Source organism: Xanthomonas sp. LMG 12459, assembly GCF_009192905.1.
Taxonomy (GTDB): Bacteria; Pseudomonadota; Gammaproteobacteria; order Xanthomonadales; family Xanthomonadaceae; genus Xanthomonas_A; species Xanthomonas_A sontii.
Genome location: NZ_NSGT01000034.1, coordinates 21842 through 42305 on the forward strand (window position 1 = coordinate 21842; position 20464 = coordinate 42305).

20 protein-coding genes and 1 tRNA gene are annotated in these 20464 nt (G+C 69.3%); 13 read left to right on the forward strand and 8 right to left on the reverse strand.

Annotation, left to right across the window (positions count from 1 at the left end; genetic code table 11):
* The first annotated feature begins 25 nt into the window (after window positions 1–25).
* The 6 genes from mltG to CEK65_RS09250 all read left to right on the forward strand — a co-directional run bounded on the left by mltG (window position 26) and on the right by CEK65_RS09250 (window position 3865).
* Complete coding sequence (gene mltG, locus CEK65_RS09225; protein WP_152181516.1) at window positions 26–1087, forward strand: endolytic transglycosylase MltG; 1062 nt, start codon at window positions 26–28, stop codon at window positions 1085–1087.
* Window positions 1084–1755 carry a dTMP kinase gene (tmk, locus tag CEK65_RS09230; RefSeq protein WP_152181517.1) on the forward strand — a complete coding sequence of 224 codons (672 nt, stop codon included), beginning with the start codon at window positions 1084–1086 and terminating at the stop codon, window positions 1753–1755. The genes mltG and tmk overlap by 4 nt, the downstream gene beginning before the upstream one ends.
* Window positions 1752–2714, forward strand: a complete 963-nt coding sequence (locus CEK65_RS09235) for a DNA polymerase III subunit delta' (protein WP_017907917.1) — start codon at window positions 1752–1754, stop codon at window positions 2712–2714. Before tmk ends, CEK65_RS09235 begins: the two co-directional genes overlap by 4 nt.
* Window positions 2711–3064 (forward strand): PilZ domain-containing protein, encoded by a 354-nt coding sequence (locus CEK65_RS09240; protein WP_152181518.1) that lies wholly within the window; start codon window positions 2711–2713, stop codon window positions 3062–3064. Before CEK65_RS09235 ends, CEK65_RS09240 begins: the two co-directional genes overlap by 4 nt.
* 79 nt (window positions 3065–3143) lie before the next feature.
* Window positions 3144–3218, forward strand: a tRNA-Val gene (locus CEK65_RS09245).
* An 86-nt stretch (window positions 3219–3304) separates the two neighbouring features.
* Complete coding sequence (locus tag CEK65_RS09250) at window positions 3305–3865, forward strand: hypothetical protein (RefSeq protein WP_152181519.1); 561 nt, start codon at window positions 3305–3307, stop codon at window positions 3863–3865.
* Window positions 3866–4005: 140 nt separating this feature from the next.
* Here the strand turns inward: CEK65_RS09250 and CEK65_RS09255 are convergent, their stop codons facing one another.
* Both CEK65_RS09255 and CEK65_RS09260 read right to left on the reverse strand, forming a co-directional pair.
* Window positions 4006–4263, reverse strand: coding sequence for a Txe/YoeB family addiction module toxin (locus tag CEK65_RS09255; protein ID WP_152181520.1), 258 nt, complete (start codon window positions 4261–4263; stop codon window positions 4006–4008).
* Window positions 4260–4511, reverse strand: a complete 252-nt coding sequence (locus CEK65_RS09260; RefSeq protein ID WP_017907919.1) for a type II toxin-antitoxin system prevent-host-death family antitoxin — start codon at window positions 4509–4511, stop codon at window positions 4260–4262. Before CEK65_RS09260 ends, CEK65_RS09255 begins: the two co-directional genes overlap by 4 nt.
* 162 nt (window positions 4512–4673) lie before the next feature.
* On the opposite strand from CEK65_RS09260, the gene CEK65_RS09265 reads away from it, so the two are divergent.
* Window positions 4674–5444: a DNA-formamidopyrimidine glycosylase family protein gene (locus CEK65_RS09265; protein WP_152181544.1), complete on the forward strand. Its 771-nt coding sequence runs from the start codon at window positions 4674–4676 to the stop codon at window positions 5442–5444.
* Window positions 5445–5624: 180 nt separating this feature from the next.
* On the opposite strand, the gene CEK65_RS09270 is transcribed toward CEK65_RS09265, so the two are convergent.
* Complete coding sequence (locus CEK65_RS09270; RefSeq protein ID WP_226980533.1) at window positions 5625–6380, reverse strand: helix-turn-helix transcriptional regulator; 756 nt, start codon at window positions 6378–6380, stop codon at window positions 5625–5627.
* On the opposite strand from CEK65_RS09270, the gene CEK65_RS09275 reads away from it, so the two are divergent.
* Window positions 6364–6921 (forward strand): nuclear transport factor 2 family protein, encoded by a 558-nt coding sequence (locus CEK65_RS09275; protein WP_226980534.1) that lies wholly within the window; start codon window positions 6364–6366, stop codon window positions 6919–6921. The genes CEK65_RS09270 and CEK65_RS09275 overlap by 17 nt on opposite strands.
* Before the next feature lie 71 nt (window positions 6922–6992).
* Here CEK65_RS09275 and CEK65_RS09280 read toward each other — a convergent pair whose 3' ends face one another.
* From CEK65_RS09280 to CEK65_RS09300, 5 genes are all read right to left on the reverse strand, one after another.
* Window positions 6993–10205: an error-prone DNA polymerase gene (locus tag CEK65_RS09280; protein WP_152181521.1), complete on the reverse strand. Its 3213-nt coding sequence runs from the start codon at window positions 10203–10205 to the stop codon at window positions 6993–6995.
* The gene (locus CEK65_RS09285) at window positions 10202–11626 is read right to left on the reverse strand and encodes a DNA polymerase Y family protein (protein WP_152181522.1); all 1425 of its coding nucleotides are present in this window, start codon (window positions 11624–11626) and stop codon (window positions 10202–10204) included. Before CEK65_RS09285 ends, CEK65_RS09280 begins: the two co-directional genes overlap by 4 nt.
* A 10-nt stretch (window positions 11627–11636) precedes the next feature.
* A complete protein-coding gene (gene imuA / locus CEK65_RS09290) occupies window positions 11637–12257 on the reverse strand; it encodes a translesion DNA synthesis-associated protein ImuA (RefSeq protein WP_152181523.1) in 621 nt (206 codons plus the stop codon).
* Window positions 12257–12865, reverse strand: a complete 609-nt coding sequence (lexA, locus tag CEK65_RS09295; RefSeq protein ID WP_017911146.1) for a transcriptional repressor LexA — start codon at window positions 12863–12865, stop codon at window positions 12257–12259. Before lexA ends, imuA begins: the two co-directional genes overlap by 1 nt.
* Window positions 12866–12941: 76 nt before the next feature.
* Window positions 12942–14183 carry a citrate synthase family protein gene (locus CEK65_RS09300; protein WP_152181524.1) on the reverse strand — a complete coding sequence of 414 codons (1242 nt, stop codon included), beginning with the start codon at window positions 14181–14183 and terminating at the stop codon, window positions 12942–12944.
* A 119-nt stretch (window positions 14184–14302) separates the two neighbouring features.
* On the opposite strand from CEK65_RS09300, the gene prpB reads away from it, so the two are divergent.
* The 5 genes from prpB to CEK65_RS09330 all read left to right on the forward strand — a co-directional run bounded on the left by prpB (window position 14303) and on the right by CEK65_RS09330 (window position 20427).
* The gene (gene prpB, locus CEK65_RS09305; protein WP_152181525.1) at window positions 14303–15190 is read left to right on the forward strand and encodes a methylisocitrate lyase; all 888 of its coding nucleotides are present in this window, start codon (window positions 14303–14305) and stop codon (window positions 15188–15190) included.
* Window positions 15191–15221: 31 nt separating this feature from the next.
* Entirely contained in the window at window positions 15222–15827 is a 606-nt protein-coding gene (locus tag CEK65_RS09310; RefSeq protein ID WP_152181526.1) for a DUF1003 domain-containing protein, read from the forward strand.
* 40 nt (window positions 15828–15867) lie between these two features.
* Complete coding sequence (gene prpC, locus CEK65_RS09315) at window positions 15868–17031, forward strand: 2-methylcitrate synthase (RefSeq protein WP_152181527.1); 1164 nt, start codon at window positions 15868–15870, stop codon at window positions 17029–17031.
* A gap of 246 nt (window positions 17032–17277) precedes the next feature.
* Window positions 17278–19893 (forward strand): Fe/S-dependent 2-methylisocitrate dehydratase AcnD, encoded by a 2616-nt coding sequence (acnD, locus tag CEK65_RS09325; RefSeq protein WP_152181529.1) that lies wholly within the window; start codon window positions 17278–17280, stop codon window positions 19891–19893.
* 30 nt (window positions 19894–19923) lie between these two features.
* Entirely contained in the window at window positions 19924–20427 is a 504-nt protein-coding gene (locus CEK65_RS09330) for an SRPBCC family protein (RefSeq protein ID WP_017910829.1), read from the forward strand.
* Window positions 20428–20464 lie beyond the last annotated feature (37 nt).

The window sequence follows — 20464 nt, forward strand, 5'->3', positions numbered from 1 at the left end:
CCATTGAATTCGCTCCGAGGTGGTCGTGGCTTGGGCTAAACGCGGGTGTCTGACCCTGCTGGGGACATTGCTGGTGCTGGCGCTGCTGGTGGCCGCGGCCGGCGCCTGGTGGTGGCACGGCTATCGCGCCTTCGCCGAGCAACCGCTGCAGGCGTCCCAGCCCAGCGTGGACGTGGCGCGCGGCGCCTCGCTCAACGGCGTGCTGCGCAAGCTGCGCGCCGCCGGCGTGACCCAGGGCAGCGACCTGCAGTGGCAGGTGCTGGCGCGCGAGCTGGGCGTGGCCGGCAAACTCAAGTTCGGCGAATACGCGTTGCAGCCGGCGCTGAGCCCGCGCGAGCTGCTGCTGCGCATGCGCAAGGGCCAGGTGATCCAGTACCGTTTCACCATCGTCGAAGGCTGGAACGTGCGCCAACTGCGCAGCGCCTTGAACGCGGCCACGCCGCTGGTGCACACCACCACCGACCTCAGCGACAGCGAACTGATGGCCAAGCTCGGCCAGCCCGGCCAACACCCGGAAGGCCGCTTCCTGCCCGAGACCTACCTCTACCAGCGCGGCGACACCGACCTGCAGGTGCTGCGCCGCGCGCATGCGGCGATGGACAAGGCGCTGGCCGAGGCCTGGGACACGCGCGCCAAGGACCTGCCGCTGCAGTCGCCGGAGCAGGCGCTGATCCTGGCCTCGATCGTGGAGAAGGAAACCGGCCTGGCCGCCGAGCGCCCGCAGATCGCCGGCGTGTTCGTGCGCCGCCTGCAACTGGGCATGAAACTGCAGACCGACCCGACCGTGATCTACGGCATCGGCAGCGCCTACGACGGCAACATCCGCAAGCGCGACCTGGAGACCGATACCCCGTACAACACCTACACCCGCACCGGCCTGACCCCGACCCCGATCGCCATGCCGGGGCGCGAGGCGCTGCGTGCCGCCACCAACCCGGCGCCGGGCGACAGCCTGTACTTCGTGGCCATCGGCGACGGCAGCGGCGCGCATGCGTTCTCCGCCAACTACGCCGAGCACAACGCGGCGGTGGCGCGCTACCTGCAGCGCCTGCGCCAGGCGCGCAGCGACGCGGCGGTGTCGCCATGAGCGAGGCCGTGCTGCGTCACCATCGCTTCGTCAGCCTGGAAGGCGGCGAGGGCGCCGGCAAGACCACCGCGATCAACGCGATCCGCGATGCGTTGCAGGCGCAGGGCCACGAAGTGGTGCTGACCCGCGAACCGGGCGGTACGCCGCTGGCCGAGCGCATCCGCGCGCTGCTGCTGGACAAGACCCCCGGAGAGGTCGCCGAGCCGCTGGCCGCCGAGACCGAACTGCTGCTGGTGTTCGCCGCGCGCGCGCAGCACGTGCGCGAGGTGATCCGCCCGGCGCTGCAGCGCGGCGCTTACGTGGTCAGCGACCGCTTCACCGATTCCAGCTACGCCTACCAGGGCGAAGGCCGCGGCCTGGATCGCGCCTGGATCGCCGACCTGGAACGGCGCGCGGTCGGCCTGCAGCCGGGCCTGACCCTGCTGCTGGACCTGGACGTGCAGATCGGCCGTGCCCGCACCAGCGGCCGCGATCTGTGGCCGGACCGGATCGAGAGCGAGCAGGACGATTTCTTCCAGCGCGTGCGTGCCGGCTTCCGTCAGCGCGCCGCGCAGGATCCGCAGCGCTTCCGCGTCATCGACGCCAGCCAGCCGCCGCAGGCGGTGTCGCAGGCGGTCGCCGCCGCACTGGCGGCGTGGGTGCAGCAGCAACAGGAGCCGACGCCATGAGCGACGTGCCGTTCGCGCCCTGGCAGCAGCGCGCCTACGACCAGACCGTGGCCGCGCTCGATGCGGGCCGCCTCGGCCACGGCCTGCTGATCTGCGGGCCGGAAGGCCTGGGCAAGCGCGCGGTGGCGCTGAAGCTGGCCGCGCACGTACTCGGCCAGGGCGAACCGGCCGCGGCGCTGCGCAGCGCGCAGCTGATCGCCGCCGGCACCCATCCGGACCTGCAGCTGATCTCGTTCATCCCCAACCGCACCGGCGACAAGCTGCGCACCGAGATCGTCATCGAGCAGGTGCGCGAGATCTCGCAGAAGCTGGCGCTGACCCCGCAGTACGGCGTGGCCCAGGTGGTGGTGGTGGACCCGGCCGACGCGATCAACCGCGCCGCCTGCAACGCCCTGCTGAAGACGCTGGAAGAGCCGCAGCCCGGCCGCTATCTGTGGCTGATCAGCGCGCAGCCGGCGCGTCTGCCGGCGACCATCCGCAGCCGCTGCCAGCGGCTGGAATTCAAACTGCCGCCGGCCGACGAGGCGATCGCCTGGTTGCTGGCACAGGACTTTCCCGAGAAGACCGCGCGCGAAGCGCTGGATGCCGCGCGCGGCCATCCCGGCCTGGCCGCGCAGTGGCTGCGCGAGGACGGATTGAAGCTGCGCCGGCAGGTGGCCGCGGACTTGGAACAGGTCGCCGCCGGCAAACTCGGCACGCTGGACGCCGCGCAGCGCTGGAGCAGCGACGCGCTGGCCGAACAGCGCCTGGGCCATGCCGCCGACCTAGCGCTTGCCCAGGCGTCGCAGGCCGGCTTGACCGACCCGGCGCGATTGCACAAGCTGGCCGCGTGGTTCGACGCCGCCAATCGCACCCGCGATCTGCTGCGGACCACCGTGCGCGCCGACCTGGCGATCGCGGAACTGTTGCTGACCTGGCGCGATGGCGATCGCCCGGTCCGGAAAGGGGCACAACGATGAGCGCGATGAGCGGACGCCAGGGCATCCTGTCGCTGGCGGTGAAGGACAAGGCGGCGCTGTACAACGCCTACATGCCGTTCGTGAAGAACGGCGGCATCTTCGTGCCCACCCCCAAGCGCTACTTCCTCGGCGACGAGGTGTTCCTGCTGCTGACCCTGCCCGATTCCAGCGAGCGCCTGCCGGTGGCCGGCAAGGTGGTCTGGGTGACCCCGGTCGGCGCCCAGGGCAACCGCGCCGCCGGCATCGGCGTGCAGCTGCCGGACAACAGCGAAGGCGAGACCATCCGCACCAAGATCGAGACCCAGCTGGCCGGCATCCTCAACGCCGACAAGCCCACCCAGACCATGTAGCGGCGGCGCCGCGCAACGGACCTCGACAGGCCCCATTGACGCCGCGCGCCACAGCCCTATAATGTGCGGCTCGCGACACGGGCGGTTAGCTCAGCGGTAGAGCATTGCCTTCACACGGCAAGGGTCGCAGGTTCGAACCCTGCACCGCCCACCAAATAGAAGCCCTGATTTTTAGGGTTAACGTCAAAGCCGGCCTTAAGCCGGCTTTTTCGTAGGTGCGAAGTAAGTACAGGAGGTCGAATGAACTCCAAGACACAGATGACTCGTCGGCAGATGAAGTTGAGTCTGTACAAGCTCGCCCTAGCTCGTTCTGACTTTTTCGCAAGTCGGAAGGCCTGCGAATACATGGTCAAGCATGTGGATGGGTTCGGGCACCCACTCTACTATCACCTGTACGCATCCTCTGTTGTCTCGTACGCAAAGCCCTTCGTAGACTCTGCCTTAGGTGTGCTCCCGAGCCGGTGGGGGAAGTTTGAACATGCGTGGATGCGTGACGTCCACAACGACGTAATCAGGGCTCGGCATGAAGTAATTGCGCACAATGACCAGACCGCTCGCAAGTTGTCGATAGTGCCGCCCGGGGCTGCTCCTGACGACATTGTTCCGATGTCTCGCATTGGAATTGCGTTAAAACTTGACACTTACTACATCAGTGGTGGTTTTTTCTCATCGCTCGGCCAAGTCTGCGAATATCAGATCAAGCGCCTCAATAAAGCAATCGATGATGCGCTTGATATCCTCTACGAAGGGCGAGAACTGCCGTCGGAATCTTTCGTGCTGACGCTAGACGACGAACTATAGTCCTTTTGCTTTTAAGTTCTCACCGTGCGTTGAGCGAAGCCCGGAGCATGTAGCTGGTGATGGCGGTTGCTGGCTGCTTGTAGACGCTTCTATGCAGCCTGAATCTGCAAAATTCAATTTAGGCGCTGCAGGTACGGCAGTTACACGTAGTGATACCGGACCTGCGCAATTAGCAGGACGCCATGCTCGACCTTATAGACGATCCGGTGTTCGTCGTTGACGCGTCGCGACCAATAGCCGGCCAGGGCATGGCGTAGCGGTTCGGGTTTGCCGATGCCCTGGAAGGGATCGCGTTGAATGGCCTTGATCAGGTCGTTGATGCGCTTGAGCATCTTTTTGTCGGCCTGTTGCCAGTAGAGATAATCCTCCCAGGCGTTGTCCGAGAACTGCAGCGTCACTCGCTCAGTTCCCGCGCCTTGCCGCGACCGGATTCGAGTTGGGCGATGGATTCCAGCAAGCGCTGCGCGTTCTTCGGGCTGCGCAGCAGATAGGCGGTTTCCTCCATCGCCTTGTAGTCCTCCAGCGACAGCATGACAACGGCTTGCTCGCGGCTGCGCGTGATGATCACCGGCTCGTGGTTGTTGACCACGCGGTCCATGGTGTCCGCGAGAGCGGCACGTGCGGCGCTGTAGGTGATGGTGTCCATGATGGCTCCGAGTTGTACAATAAATTGTACGCTCGCGTGTACCCCTGTCAACGGGCATCCCTTGACCGGATGCATGGAGATTCTGGCTGGAGTCACCAAGCGATGACCACTTGGATGCGACCGGCTCACGACCCGATCACAACATCGCTCGATACTGCACGCATGCCCGAAGGTCCCTCGATCGTCATCCTGAAGGAAGAAGCCGCTGCGTTCGCCGGGCGCAAGGTGTTGCGGGTGTCCGGCAACAGCAAGCTGGACCTGGAGCGGATGCGAAGTCGCAAGATCCTGTCGCTGCGCAGTTGGGGCAAGCACTTCCTGATCGAGTTCGATGCGTTCAGTGTGCGCATCCACTTCCTGCTGTTCGGCAGCTACCGGATCAATGCGCGCAAGGATGCGTCGGCGCGTTTGAGCCTGGGTTTCGCCAAGGGCGAGGAACTGAATTTCTACGCGTGTTCGATCAAGTTCATCGACGGTCCGCTGGAGGCGGCCTACGACTGGACCGCGGACGTGATGAATCCCGACTGGGATGCGGCGCAGGCGCGGCGCAAGTTGCGGCTGCGGCCGCATATGCTCGCTGCCGATGCCTTGCTCGATCAGGATGTGTTCGCCGGGGTCGGCAACATCATCAAGAACGAGGTGCTGCACCGGATTCGCGTGCATCCAGAGAGCGAAATCGGCGCATTGCCGGCGCGGAAGCTGGGCGAACTGGTGACGCAGGCGCGCGAGTACAGTTTCGATTTCTATCGCTGGAAGAAAGCCTACGAACTGAAGAAGCACTACCAGGTGCACACCAAAACAGTGTGTCCGCGCGATGGTCATTTGCTCACGTATCGCAAGCAACTCGGCAATGCGCAGCGGCGCGCGTTCTTCTGCGAGCATTGTCAGCGGCGGTATGCGCTGGATGATGGGTCCCAGACCGACATGTTCAAGTAGTCCTGCTATCCCCAGCGAAGAGCGGATCGTGTTGGTGGCTGAAGACGCATGTACCTTGGCTGCAGTGTCCGCATTGGATGAAGTGGCGGAGACCGCGTCGTCTGTGCCGGCGGCCGGCGCGCATGCGTCGGGCAGGGAAATGGGGCGTCGCCGTCCGCCACGCGCGCTGATCGTTCTTCGTCAGGAGCGCAGCGCCACGGCCTCGTCTTCGCACCGTCGGATGCCCAGTTCGGCGAGCAGGCCAGCCCAGCCGAGATCGGTGACCACTAGTGCGCGCGAGCCGTCGACGCGGCGCAGCCAGTGTCGGGCGGAGAGTTGGTCGAGCAGGGCGGCGCCCAGGGCGCCGGCGAGGTGGTGGCGACGTTCGGTCCAGTCCAGGCAGCGCCGAGCCAGAGCGCGGCGGCCTTGGGCAAGCTGTGGCAGATCCACGCCCATGCGCGCGAACCATGCCGCGCCTTCGGGAGAGACGGCGTAGCGGATGGTGTCGTCGTCGCCGGTCAGCCAGGCGCGCTGTTCCAGTGCCTCGGTGATCGCCACGCCGAGACGCCCGGCGAGGTGGTCGTAGCAGCAGCGTGCCAGGCGCAGCGATTGGGCGTCGCGATGCGGGGTGCGGCGGCGCGATGTCTGTGGTGGCGCGAGAGTGGCCAGGGTTTCGAGCACGGTGGCGACATGCGCGTTGGCCAGGCGGTAGTAGCGATGGCGGCCCTGGACCTCGACCGCCAGCAGGCCGCCGTCCAGCAGCTTTGCCAGGTGCGCGCTGGCGGTCTGCGGGGTGACGCCGCCGGCGAAGGCCAGTTCGCCGGCCGGCAGTGCGCGCCCATCGACCAACGCCATCAGCATGGCGGCGCGGGCCGGGTCGGCGATCAGGAACGCGATCGCTGCCAGCTTGGGGTGTTCCAGATGCATCGTCACGCTCCTGATGGACGTGGTGATCATAGGACTGGCCACGCCGCGACGTTTCGATGCGCGCCGAAACGATGCCGGCGGCCGATTCCTAGACTGCGCGGATTCCCACCGGAGCCTGCCGATGCAGACGAACGAAACGTCGCCGAACCCCACCGAACGCGCTGCGCATGATGTGTTCGAACACTGGCATCGGCATGTCGTGGCGCGCGATCTGCCGGCGTTGATGGCGCTGTATGCGCCGGATGCGCAGTTGGAATCGCCGTTGGCCTATGTGGCGTCGGCGGCGCGGCAGAACGGGCGGCTGCATGGCCGCGACGCCATCGCGGCGTTCTTTGCCGCGTCCTTCGCCCAGCCAGAGAACGGCCTGGGGCGCTGGTATCGCAGTGGCCACTGTCATGTCGCGGGGCGGCAATTGGTCTGGGAGTATCCGCGCGCAACGCCGCAGGGCGATCAGGTCGATCTGGTGGAAGTGATGAACCTGGACGCCGCCGGATTGATCGCCTGCCACCGCGTGTACTGGGGCTGGAAAGGCGTGCAGACGTTGCTGGCTGCACTGGGCAGGCAGTCCTGAACTTGCGGGTGTTGCGGTAGCGAGCACGGCTGCACGTGCGCAGGCGTTGCGCGATCTGGCGCGACGCCGCCTCAATGAAAATCCCGACTACGGATATCCAGGCCAAGCAGCATGGGCGTCAGGTCTTCCAGATGGGCGGCGATCAGGTGGCGGACCTTGCCCTCGGTCTCGACGCGGCCGCGCACCAGTAGCAGCCGGGATTCGAGCAGGGCCTGGCGCTGGCGTTCGGCCAGGCGCCGCCACACCACCACGTTGACCAGGCCGTGCTCGTCTTCGAGGGTGACGAAGGTGACGCCGCTTGCGGTCTGCGGGCGTTGGCGCATGGTCACCAGGCCGGCGATGGCGACGGCACTGGCGTGCGGCAGCGCGCGCAGTTCGCCGGAATGGCGGTAGCGGCGCGCGCGGAGCTGCGCGCGCAGCAGGGTCAACGGGTGCTTGCCCAGGGTGGTGCCGAGCGTCGCGTAGTCGGCGCGGATGTCCTCGCCCTGGCTGGGCAGCGGCAGCGCGACCTGCTGTTCGGGCGTGGCCGACAGCGCTTCGAACAGGGGGCGTTGCGCTTCGACGCCGGCCACGGCCCAGCGGGCGCGATGGCGATGGCCGGCCAGCGCTTTCAATGCGCCGGCGTCGGCGAGGACGGCGCGGGCCTTGTCGTCGAGCGCGGCGCGGTGGCACAGGTCGGCGAGGTCGTGGAACGGGGCCTGCGCGCGCGCCTGCTGCAAACGCAGCGCGGCGTCCTCGGCCAGGCCGCGGACCATGCGCAGGCCCAGGCGGATCGCCGGCTGCACCTCGGGATCGGGACTATGCGCTTCCAGGCTGCAATCCCAATCGCTGTAGCGCACGTCCACCGGGCGCACCTGCAGGCCGTGGCGGCGCGCGTCCTGCAGCAACTGGTCGGGGCTGTAGAAGCCCATCGGCCAACTGTTGATCAGCGCGCAGGTGAACGCCGCCGGTTCGTGGCACTTGAGCCAGCAACTGGCGTAGGTGAGCAGGGCGAAACTGGCGGCGTGGCTTTCGGGAAAGCCGTAGCTGCCGAAGCCCTTGATCTGTTCGAAGATGCGTGCGGCGAATTCGGCGGTGTAGTTCCTCTCTAGCATGCCCTGCAGCAACTTGTCGCGATGCGGTTCCAGCCCGCCGTGGCGTTTCCAGGCCGCCATCGAACGGCGCAACTGATCGGCCTGGCCCGGCGTGTAGCCGGCGGCGACCACCGCGAGTTGCATCACCTGTTCCTGGAACAGCGGCACGCCGAGCGTGCGCTTGAACACCTCGCGTAACTCGTCTGGCAGATCGTCAGTGGCCTCCTCGCCGCTGCGCCGACGCAGGTACGGATGCACCATGCCGCCCTGGATCGGGCCGGGGCGCACGATCGCCACCTGGATGACCAGGTCATAGAACTCTTTCGGCTGCAGCCGTGGCAGCATCGCCATCTGCGCGCGCGATTCGATCTGGAACACGCCGATGGTGTCGGCGCGCTGGATCATCGCGTAGGTCTGCGGGTCTTCGGCAGGAATGCTGGCGAGCGTGTAGTCGCGGCCGCGGTGCGCGCGCAGCAGGTCCAGGGTGCGCCGCAGTGCGCTGAGCATGCCCAGCGCGAGCACATCGACCTTCATCAGCCCGACCAGTTCCAGGTCGTCCTTGTCCCACTGGATCACCGTGCGCTCGGCCATGGTCGCGTTCTCCACCGGCACCAGGGTGTGCAGCGCATGCTCGGAGATGACGAAGCCGCCGGGATGCTGCGACAGGTGCCGCGGGAAGCCGATCAGTTGGCTGGCGAGCACCAGAAGCCGGCGCATCACCGGCGTGTCCGGGTCGAAGCCGCGTTCGCGCAGCAGCTCCTGCGCCGACTCCACCGGATCGCGCTGACCCAGCGCGGACGACAGCGCGTCGACGGTGTCGCTGGGCAGGCCCAGTGCGCGCGCCACGTCGCGCACCGCGCTGCGCGTGTGGTAACTGATCGCCACCGCGGCCAGTGCGGCGCGCTCGCGGCCGTAGTGGCGGAAGATGTACTGGATCACTTCCTCGCGGCGGTCGTGCTCGAAATCGATGTCGATGTCCGGCCGCTCCTTGCGCTCTTCGGAGATGAAGCGCTCGAACAACATGCCGATGCGGTCCGGATCGATCGCGGTGATGCCCAGCGCGTAGCACACCGCCGAGTTCGCCGCCGAGCCGCGGCCCTGGCACAGGATGTCCTTGGAGCGCGCGAAGCGCACCAGGTCGTAGACGGTGAGGAAGTAGGACTCGTATTTCAGCCGCTCGATCACGCCGAGTTCGTGTTCGATCAGGCGCCGCGCCTTGTCCGGCACGCCGTGCGGCCAGCGCTCGGCCGCGCCGCGTTCGGTGAGGATGCGCAGCCATTGCGTGGGCGTGTGCCCGGGCGGCACCAGTTCGTGCGGGTATTCGTACTGCAGTTGGCCGAGGTCGAACGTGCAGCGCTGGGCGATGCGCACGGTCTCGGCCAGCAGCGCCGGCGGATACAGCGTCGCCAGCGTGGCGCGCGGGCGCAGGTGGCGTTCGCCGTTGGGATACAGGTGGGCGCCGGCTTCGTGCAGCGGCAGGCGCTGGCGGATCGCGGTCAAGGTGTCCTGCAACGCGCGGCGGCCGCGCGCATGCATGTGCACGTCGCCGCTGGCCACGGCGGGCAGTTGCAGGCGCTGCGCCAACTGCAGGCGCGCCTGCAGCAGCGCGGCATCGTCGGGGCCGCGCAGCAGTTCCACTGCCAGCCAGAGCCGCTGCGGGAAGCGCGCCTGCAGCCAGGCGCCGTCCGCGGCGTCGTCGCCATCGCCGCGCGGTAGCCACAGGCACAGCAGGCCAGCGCCGTCGTCCGCGCTGGCCAGATCCTCGCGCAGCGCGCGGTAGCTGCCTTTGTCGGCGCGGCGCCGGGCCAGGGTGATCAGCCGGCACAGGCGCTGGTAGCCATGCAAGGTCTCGGCCAGCAGCACCAGCTTGGGGCCGTGCTCGAATTGGATCTCGCTGCCGACGATGAGGTGCAGGCCCATGTCCCGGGCCGCCTGCCACGCGCGCACGATGCCGGCCAGGCTGCATTCGTCGGTGATCGCCAGGGCGCGGTAGCCGTGGTGCAGCGCGCGTTCGCACAGTTCCCAGGGATGCGAGGCGCCACGCTGGAAGCTGAAGTTGGACAGGCAATGCAGTTCGGCGTAGTCGCGCAGCGTTGGGTCGGCTGGCGCGGGCGGCACGCTGGCGGCGGGCGCGCTGGTTTGCGCACGCGCCGGCGTCGGCAGCAGCCGCAGGCGCGGCGGCATGCGTGGATGCGGCGGGGTGTGGCTCATGCGAACCAGCCGTGCAGCATCAGTGCGTCCGGCGCGTCGGCCGGGGCGAAGGCCCAGGCGCGCTGGCCCTGGCGGGTGCGCACCACGTAGTAGTCGCGGCGCACGTCGCCATCGTCCCACCAGCCGCTCTCGATGCGCTCCGGACCGGCCAGACGCTCGGGCGCGCGTTCGCGCAGCGGCACCGGCCGCGGCAGCAGCCAGCCGGGGCGTGGCGGCGCGTTGGCGGCGGCTGTGGCCGTGCTGCGCGCCGTGCTGGATTCGGCGCGCCAGGCCAGTTCCGGGCGATGGTCGGCGTGCGCGCGCAGGCCGTGCACGGCGTCGTCGCCCAGGCGCGCGCGCAGGCGTTCGCGCAGTTGCTCCCACGGCAGCGCCTGTTGCGCGCGCTCGTCGAACAGTTCGCGCGCAGCCGGCACGAACGGCGGCAGTTCGTCGGCATACAGGCGTAGTGCCTGCACCGATGCCGGCACGCTGGCCTGCTGCAGGCGCCCGCGCGCCAGTTCGAACAGCATCGCCGCATCGCGCTCGGCGGCGAGCAGGCCCACCGGCACCACGCTGGGCTCCAGGTCCTCGTGTTCCAGCAGCAGGCGGAAGCGCTGCACGCCGCCGTCGCGCCCGGCCAGGAACGCGGCCAGGTCCTGGGTCAGGCGACGCAGCGGGAACAGCAGCGCCTGGTTGGATTCGGTGGCATAGCCCAGTTCCACGCGCGCATCGAAGCGGTCCGGCGGCAGGTAGTACTGCAGCGGCAGCGGCGCCTGCCCGCGCAACGCATCCAAGTGTTGCAGCAGGGCGGGCGGATAGCGCCGCGCCAGCGCGGTGCGCGGCAGTGCGAACAGCTGCTGCAGGCGGCGCAGGCCCATCCGCGCGAAGCCCTCGGCCAGGGCCGGCGACAGCCCGGCGCGGGCGATCGGCAACTGCCCCAGGGCGCGCTGCAGCGCGGCGTTGTCGAGCAGGGCGATGCCGTCGTGGGCATTGACCAGGGCGCGTGCGGCCAGCGGATGCGGCGCGACCACGATGCGGTGGCGGAAGCCCAGCGCAGTCAGTTCCTCGCGCAGTCGCGCCTCGAAACGCGGCCATGGCCCGAACAGGCCGAGGCTGGCTTCGATCTCGAGCAGCAGCGCGCCGGGGTAGTCGGTGCTGACCAGCGAACTGAAGCGGTACGCCCAGGCGGCGAGGAACTGTTGGCTGCGGCGGCTTTCCTCGGCATCGTGCAAGGCAGTGGCGAAGCGATCGCACAGCGCCTGCGCGGTGACCAGCGATTGTCCGGGGCGCAGGCCGCGGGCGCGCGCAGCGGCGTTGACCGCCTTCAGCGTGCGCCGCTGCGGCGGACCGTCGAGCAGCGCCAGCGGTTCGTCCGGCGACGGCCAGCGGCGCAGGACGGTGTCCAGCGCCAATTGCGGCAACAGGATGCAGGCCCAGCGCACGGCAGCGGCCTCACCCGGTCGCCAGGGCGGACAGCGCGATCGGCTGCGCCGGCGGCAGCCCGCCGCGGCACTTGAGCACGCGCAGTTGCGCCGGCGCGGCATCGATGGCGATGCGCAGCGCGGCCGGCGACGGATTGGCGGCGGCCTTCAGCGGCCGGTAGGCGAAGCCCAGGGTGCGCCCGGTCTCGGCGGCCACCTGCAGCCGGCGCAGGGTCTTGTCGCCGGCCAGCCCCGGCCAGCACAGCACCGCCGCGCAACTGCCGGCGCGCAGGCACTGTTCGGCGGCCCAGGCCGCGTCGGCACCGGCACGGACGATCTGCACCTGCGCCAGCGCCACCCCGGCCTGCGCCCAGGCGGCGGGGTAGGGCAGGTACGGCGGATCGACCAGCACGATGCGGCCGCCGCCCTGCGACAGCCGCGCCAGCGTCGGCCACAGCAGCTGCATTTCGCCGATGCCGTCGGCGGCGTGCAGCAGTTCGGTCAGCGCCATCTCCGGCCAGCCGCGTGCGGGCAGCACCGCGTCCAGCGCGGCGTGCCCGGTGGGCTGCGCGCTGGGCGGCAGCGCCGTCGGCTGGCCGCGCCAGACCCGGCGTTCGGCCAGCAGGCGGTCGAGGGCGACGACGGCGGCCATCAGCCGGGCCGGATCAGGCCGCAGTAATGCCCTTCGATGGCGAAATCCTGCCCCGGAGCGACCACGATCGGCGCATAGGCGGGATTGCGCGGCAGCAGCGCGATGCCATCGCCATCGGCGCGGTAGCGCTTGATGGTGAGTTCGCCGTCCAGCCGCGCCACCACGATCTGGCCGTTGCGCGCGTCGGCGGCGCGGCGCACCCCGACCAGGTCGCCGTCGAGGATGCCGTCGTCGATCATCGAATCGCCCTGCACCCGCAGCAGGTAGTCCGGGCGCAGCGCGAACACCGCGCGGTCCAGGCGCAACTGCTGGTCCAGGCCGATGTCGGCGCCGATCGGCGCACCGGCGGCGACCCGGCCCAGCACCGGCAACTGCAGCAGTTCGCTGCGGCTGCCGGCCTGCGCCGGGCGCAGGCTGCGCGCCTGCTGCGGCACCTGCGCCAGCAGCCCGGCCTCGACCAGCGCCTGCACGTGCTTGCGCGCGGCATTGCGCGAGGCGAAGCCGAAGCGTTCGGCGATCTCGGCCAGGCTTGGCGGCCGCCCGTCCTGCTCGATGCAGGCATGGATGTAGGCGAGGATGGCGGCGCGCTGCGGGGACAGGGTGGTCATGGTGTACATTTGTACACCTTTGGCGGTGCCTTTGGCGAGATGGGGCGCTGAACGGGTTTGGCGTCTCCCGGCGGTGTCAGCCGCGCCCAGCGCCATCCTCCGGCATCGCCCCGGTGTAGCGCGCCCGTGGTCGGATCAGCTTGCCCAGGGCCTGCTGCTCCAGGGCGTGGGCCAGCCAGCCGGCCTGGCGGGCGGCGGCGAACAGCACCAGGGCGTGCGCCGCCGGCAGGTCGTGGACGAAGCAGAGCGCGGCGAGCAGGCAGTCGATGTTCGGGCGCTGGCCGCTGCAGTCCTGGGCGGCGGCGATCACCGTTTCCACGTGCTGCATGCGCGCGCCGCCGCCGCTGCGTTCGCGCAGCAGGCGCAGCACTTCGGCCGCGCGCGGGTCGCCGTCGGGGTACAGGGCGTGGTGGAAGCCGGGCAGGTCGTCGCCGCGCTGCCAGCGTTCGGCGATCAGGGCGGCGGCGCTGGGCGCGTCCTGGGCGTCGCGCAGCAGGGCATGGGCGCGGGCGGTGGCGCCGCCGTGGCGCGGGCCGGACAGCGCGGCCAGGCCGGCGCTGACGGTGGCATGCAGCGGCGCGCCGGTGGAGGCGACCACGCGGGCGGCGAAGGCGGAGACGTTGAGCTCGTGGTCGGCGCACAGCAGCAGCGCGGCGCGCACCAGTTCGGCGAAGTCGGCGTCGCCGGGACGCCAGTGGTCGGCGATCAGGCGATGCAGCGGGCGCGCGTCCGGTACGGTGCCGACCAGCAGCGCGGCGTTCTGCCGCAGCAGGGTGGCGGCGATCTCGCGGCGCACGCCGGGGGCGGCGTTGAGCGATTGGCGCAGGTCCAGCGCCAGCAGCGGGATGCACGCCATGGCGCGTTCCAGCGGCGGCAGCGCGGCATGCCCGGCCAGCGGCGCCACTACCTCCGGCCACGGCGCGACCGGGGCGCTGGCGAACGGGTCTTCGCCCTCCGAGCAGTCCCACAGCAGCCGCGCGACGTCCTCCAGGCTGGCGCCGGCGCGGACCATGGCCACCGCCGAGCGCCCGCGGTAGTAGGGGCCGTCGGGGCGGATCAGCGAGATCCGCGTCTCCAGCACCGGCAGGCCGCGGTCCAGGCTCTGCGCGGCGCCACGCGCGGCGCCGCGGCCGGCGCGCTTGCGCTGCGCCAGCCGCTCCACTTCGGCGCGCAGGTAGGCGCGGCTGCGGTGGTCGGGACCGGCGCGCGAGCTGAGCAGGCCGCGGCTGACATAGGCGTACAGGGTGGCGCTGCTGATGCCGAGCAGGGCGCAGGCCTGCGCGGCGGAGATCAGGTTGCGGTCGGGGCTGTCGGACATGAAGGGGCGATAGGTTGATTCATTGAATCAAGATTGATCCGTGCCGGCGAGAGTGCCAGATTGGCGCCCATCGCGGAACGCCCGGCGGGGCGCCGCCGCCTCTTCGTCAGGAGCCGTCCATGTCCCTCGTTTCCCCCGGCGCCGGTTTCCGCGCCGCCCTGGCCGCCGAAGCGCCGTTGCAGGTGATCGGTGCGATCAACGCCAACCATGCGCTGCTGGCGCAGCGCGCCGGCTACAAGGCCATCTACCTGTCCGGCGGCGGCGTCGCGGCTGGTTCGCTGGGCCTGCCGGACCTGGGCATCAACACCCTGGACGATGTGCTGATCGACGTGCGCCGCATCACCGACGTGTGCCCTCTGCCGCTGCTGGTGGACATCGATACCGGCTTCGGGCCGAGCGCGTTCAACATCGAGCGCACCATCAAGGCGTTGATCAAGGCCGGCGCGGCCGCCTGCCACATCGAGGACCAGGTCGGCGCCAAGCGCTGCGGCCACCGTCCGGGCAAAGAGATCGTCAGCCAGGGCGAGATGGTGGACCGGGTCAAGGCCGCGGCCGATGCCAAGACCGATCCGGACTTTTTCCTGATCGCGCGCACCGACGCGATCCAGGCCGAAGGCGTGGACGCGGCGATCGAACGCGCCATCGCCTGCGTGGAGGCCGGCGCCGACGGCATCTTCGCCGAGGCCGCCTACGACCTGGACACCTACCGCCGGTTCGTCGAAGCGGTGAAGGTGCCGGTGCTGGCCAACATCACCGAGTTCGGCAAGACCCCGTTGTTCACCCGCGACGAACTGGCGTCGGCCGGCGTGGCGATCCAGTTGTTCCCGCTGTCGGCGTTCCGCGCCGCCAACAAGGCCGCCGAGGACGTATACACCGCGATCCGCCGCGACGGCCATCAGCAGGGAGTGCTGGAGCGCATGCAGACCCGCGAGGAACTGTACGAGCGCATCGGCTATCACGCCTTCGAGCAGCGCCTGGATGCGCTGTTCGCCGGCAAGGGCGCATGATCGGCGGCGATTTTCCCGCCCGAGTCCGTCCATGAATCCCAATGCCGGTCCCTCTTCGTCGCTGCGCAGCCGCATCGATCGCCGCCAGACCGCGCGGCAGCTGCTGCAGACCGAACTGGAGAAGCTGCCCGAAGCCGAGCGCGAGGTGGTGGAGCGCTTCATCGCCAAGCGCCACGTGGCCCGCGACATCGTCACGCAGGCCGACCGCGACCGCTCGCTGGGCGAGCGCGTCGCCGACCGCGTCGCCGAGATCGGCGGCAGTTGGACATTCATCATCGGCTTCTGCGTGGTGCTGCTGGGCTGGATCGCGCTCAACAGCCTGGTGCTGGCGCACGCCTTCGATCCGTATCCCTACATCCTGCTCAATCTGTGCCTGTCGTGCCTGGCCGCGATCCAGGCGCCGGTGATCATGATGAGCCAGAACCGCCAGGCGGCGGTGGACCGCCTCCGCGCGCAGAACGACTACGAAGTGAACATCAAGGCCGAGCTGGAAATCCTGCAGGTGCACGAGAAGCTCAACCAGCTGCGCGAGCAGGACTGGGCGACGCTGGTGGATCAGCAGAACCGCCAGATCGCCATGCTGCAGCAACTGCTCGAGCGCGCCGGGGCCTGGCCACCGGCGCCGCACGCCCCCTGATCCACTGCGTCCATCCGACCGCAACACCGGGAGATTCGCCATGAACGACACCGCTCCGCAGACCGCCCCCGCCTTCAAGCCGAAGAAATCGGTGGCCCTGTCCGGCACCGCCGCCGGCAACACCGCGCTGTGCACGGTGGGCCGCAGCGGCAACGACCTGCACTACCGCGGCTACGACATCCTGGACCTGGCGCGCAGCAGCCAGTTCGAGGAGATCGCCTACCTGCTGGTGCACGGCAAGCTGCCCAGCAACAGCGAGCTGCGCGGCTACAAGGCCAAGCTGCGCTCGCTGCGCGGCATCCCGGCCGCGGTCAAGGCCGCGCTGGAGCAGTTGCCGCCGTCGGCGCATCCGATGGACGTGATGCGCACCGGCGTGTCGGTGCTGGGCTGCGTGCAGCCGGAGAAGGACGACCACAACCATCCCGGCGCGCGCGACATCGCCGACAAGCTGATGGCCAGCCTCGGTTCGATGCTGCTGTACTGGTACCACTACAGCCACAACGGCCGGCGCATCGAGGTGGAGACCGACGACGATTCGATCGGCGGGCATTTCCTGCGCCTGCTGCACGGGTTCAAGCCGCACGAGGAATGGGTGCAGGCGATGCACACCAGTCTGATCCTGTACGCCGAGCACGAGTTCAACGCGTCCACCTTCGCCTGCCGGGTCATCGCCGGCACCGGCAGCGACATGTACAGCGCCATCGCCGGCGGCATCGGCGCGCTGCGCGGGCCCAAGCACGGCGGTGCCAACGAGGTCGCCTTCGAGGTGCAGAAGCGCTACGACACGCCGGACGAGGCCGAGGCCGACATCCGCGCGCGGGTCGAGCGCAAGGAAGTCATCATCGGCTTCGGCCACCCGGTGTACACGGTGTCCGATCCGCGCAACCAGGTCATCAAGGACGTGGCGCGCGAACTGTCCGAGGCGCAGGGCAGCCGCAAGATGTACGACATCGCCGAGCGCCTGGAGACGGTGATGTGGGACATCAAGAAGATGTTCCCCAACCTGGACTGGTTCAGCGCGGTCAGCTACCACATGATGGGCGTGCCGACGGCGATGTTCACCCCGCTGTTCGTGATCGCCCGCACCGCTGGCTGGAGCGCGCACATCATCGAGCAGCGCGTCGACGGCAAGATCATCCGCCCCAGCGCGAACTACGTGGGGCCGGAGGATCAGGCGTTCGTGCCGATCGATCAGCGCAAGTGATGCGCCTGTACGCCTCGACCCCGAGTGACACTCCCCTCTCCCACCGGGAGAGGGGTCGGGGGTGAGGGTACGGGCGCAGCCTCGTGGTGTTCGGTCGCAAGAGCTTCGCCCGTACCCTCATCCGCTCCTCATGAGGAATCGGATTTCACTAGGCTTCGCTCGTACCCTCATCCGCCCCTTCGGGGCACCTTCTCCCGGTGGGAGAAGGAGGGTCCTGTCTTCGCTTTTTTTCTACTGTAGCCAGCCATGAACAGCCACTACCGTAAATCCCTTCCCGGCACCGCGCTGGACTACTTCGACGCGCAGGCCGCAGTCGATGCGATCAGCTCGGGCGCCTATGCCGGCCTGCCTTACGTGTCGCGGGTGTTCGCCGAGAACCTGGTGCGTCGCTGCGATCCGGATCTGCTGCACGACGCCTTGCTGCAGTTGATCGAGCGCCGCCGCGACCTGGATTTTCCGTGGTTTCCGGCGCGGGTGGTGTGCCACGACATCCTCGGCCAGACCGCGCTGGTCGACCTGGCGGGACTTCGCGATGCCATCGCCGAGCAGGGCGGCGATCCGGCCAAAGTCAATCCGGTGGTGCCGGTGCAGTTGATCGTCGACCACTCGCTGGCGGTGGAGTGCGGCGGCGACGATCCGCAGGCCTTCGCCAAGAACCGCGCGATCGAGGATCGCCGCAACGAGGACCGCTTCCACTTCATCGACTGGAGCAAGCGCGCGTTCCGCAACGTGGACGTGATCCCACCGGGCAACGGCATCATGCATCAGATCAATCTGGAGAAGATGTCGCCGGTGATCTACGTGCACGACGGCGTCGCCTTCCCCGATACCTGCGTGGGCACCGACAGCCACACCCCGCACGTGGATGCGCTGGGGGTGATCGCGATCGGCGTCGGCGGGCTGGAAGCGGAGAGCGTAATGCTCGGCCGCGCCTCGTGGATGCGCCTGCCGGACATCGTCGGCGTGGAGCTGAGCGGCCGGCCGCAGCCCGGCATCACCGCCACCGACGTGGTGCTGGCGCTGACCGAGTTCCTGCGCCAGGAGCGTGTGGTCGGCGCCTATCTGGAATTCTTCGGCGAAGGCGCCGCCGCGCTGACCATCGGCGACCGCGCCACCATCTCCAACATGTGCCCGGAATACGGCGCCACCGCGGCGATGTTCTACATCGATCAGCAGACCTTGGACTACCTGCGCCTGACCGGGCGCGAGGAAGCGCAGGTGGCGCTGGTGGAGCAGTACGCGCGCACCACCGGGTTGTGGGCCGATGCGCTGGCCACCGCGCAGTACGAGCGCGTGCTGCGCTTCGACCTGTCGCAGGTGGTGCGCAACATGGCCGGCCCCAGCAATCCGCACAAGCGCGTGGCGACCACTGAACTGGCCGCGCGCGGCATCGCCGACCCGGCCAAGCTGGCCGCCGGCCAGGCCGAGCAGGCGCAGGGGCGCATGCCCGACGGCGCGGTGATCATCGCCGCCATCACCAGTTGCACCAATACCTCCAACCCGCGCAACGTCATCGCCGCCGGCCTGCTGGCGCGCAATGCGCGCGTGCGCGGCCTGGCCCGCAAGCCATGGGTGAAGACCTCGCTGGCGCCCGGTTCCAAGGCGGTGCAGCTGTACCTGGAAGAGGCCGGCCTGCTGTCGGACCTGGAGGCGTTGGGCTTCGGCATCGTCGCCTTCGCCTGCACCACCTGCAACGGCATGAGCGGCGCGCTGGATCCGCGCATCCAGCAGGAGATCGTGGAGCGCGACCTGTACGCCACCGCGGTGCTGTCGGGCAACCGCAACTTCGACGGGCGCATCCATCCCTACGCCAAGCAGGCGTTCCTGGCCTCGCCGCCGCTGGTGATCGCCTACGCCATCGCCGGCACGGTGCGCTTCGACATCGAGAAGGACGTGCTGGGCACCGACGCCGACGGCCGCGATGTGCGGCTGAAGGACATCTGGCCCAGCGACGCCGAGATCGATGCGGCGGTGCGCGCCGCGGTGAAGCCGGAGCAGTTCCGCCGCGTCTATGCGCCGATGTTCAACGTGCGCGTGGAGCAGGGCGCGCCGGTGGCGCCGCTGTACGCCTGGCGCCCGCGCAGCACCTACATCCGCCGCCCGCCGTACTGGGAAGGCGCGCTGGCCGGCGAACGCACGCTGCGCGGCATGCGCGCGCTGGCGGTGCTCGGCGACAACATCACCACCGACCACCTGTCGCCGTCCAACGCGATCCTGGCCGACAGCGCCGCCGGCGAATACCTGGCGCACATGGGCGTGCCGGAGGAGGACTTCAATTCCTACGCCACCCATCGCGGCGACCACCTCACCGCGCAGCGCGCCACCTTCGCCAACCCGAAGCTGATCAACGAAATGGCGGTGGTCGATGGCAAGGTGCAGCAGGGCTCGCTGACCCGGCTGGAGCCGGACGGGCAGGTGCTGCGCATGTGGGAGGCGATCGAAACCTACATGGCGCGCAAGCAGCCGCTGATCGTGATCGCCGGCGCCGACTACGGCCAGGGCTCCTCGCGCGACTGGGCGGCCAAGGGCGTGCGCCTGGCCGGGGTCGAGGCGATCGTCGCCGAGGGCTTCGAGCGCATCCACCGCACCAACCTGATCGGCATGGGCGTGCTGCCGCTGCAGTTCCTGCCGGGCACCACACGCACGACCCTGGGCATCGACGGCAGCGAGACCTTCGACGTGGTCGGCGCGCGCACCCCGGGCGCCACGCTGACGCTGCGTATCGTGCGCAAGGACGGCGCCGTGGTGGAGGTGCCGGTGCTGTGCCGCCTGGACAGCAACGAGGAAGTGTCCATCTACGAGGCCGGCGGCGTGCTGCAGCGCTTCGCCCAGGATTTCCTCGAGGACGCCCGCAGCGCCTGAGCCGGCTGCCGCTGTCATCGGGCGCGTGCCATGCTGGCCGCGCCCGCTACCGCCGAGGAGACCGCCATGACCACGTCCGCCGCCACCACCGGGACCGTCCACCTGCATCGCGTGCTGCGCGCGCCGGCCGAGCGCGTCTACCGCGCCTTCCTGGAACCGGCGGCGCTGGTCAAATGGCTGCCGCCGCACGGCTTCGTCGCCACCGTGCATGCGCTGGACGCGCGGGTGGGCGGCAGCTACCGGATGAGCTTCACCAACCTCGGCACCGGCACCAGCAGCGCTTTCGGCGGCACCTATCTGGAACTGGTGCCCGGCCAGCTGATCCGTCACACCGACCGCTTCGACAACCCGGACCTGCCCGGCGAGATGATCGTGACCGTGCGGCTGCGGCCGGTGGCCTGCGGCACCGCGCTGGAGATCGTGCAGGAGGGCATCCCGCCGCAGATCCCGGTGGAGTTCTGCCACCTCGGCTGGCAGGAGTCGCTGACCCTGCTGACGCAACTGGTCGAGCCCGAGATTCCCGATTCGCCCTGATCCGCTGTCTCTTCTTTTCGTACGCACCCGGAACCGC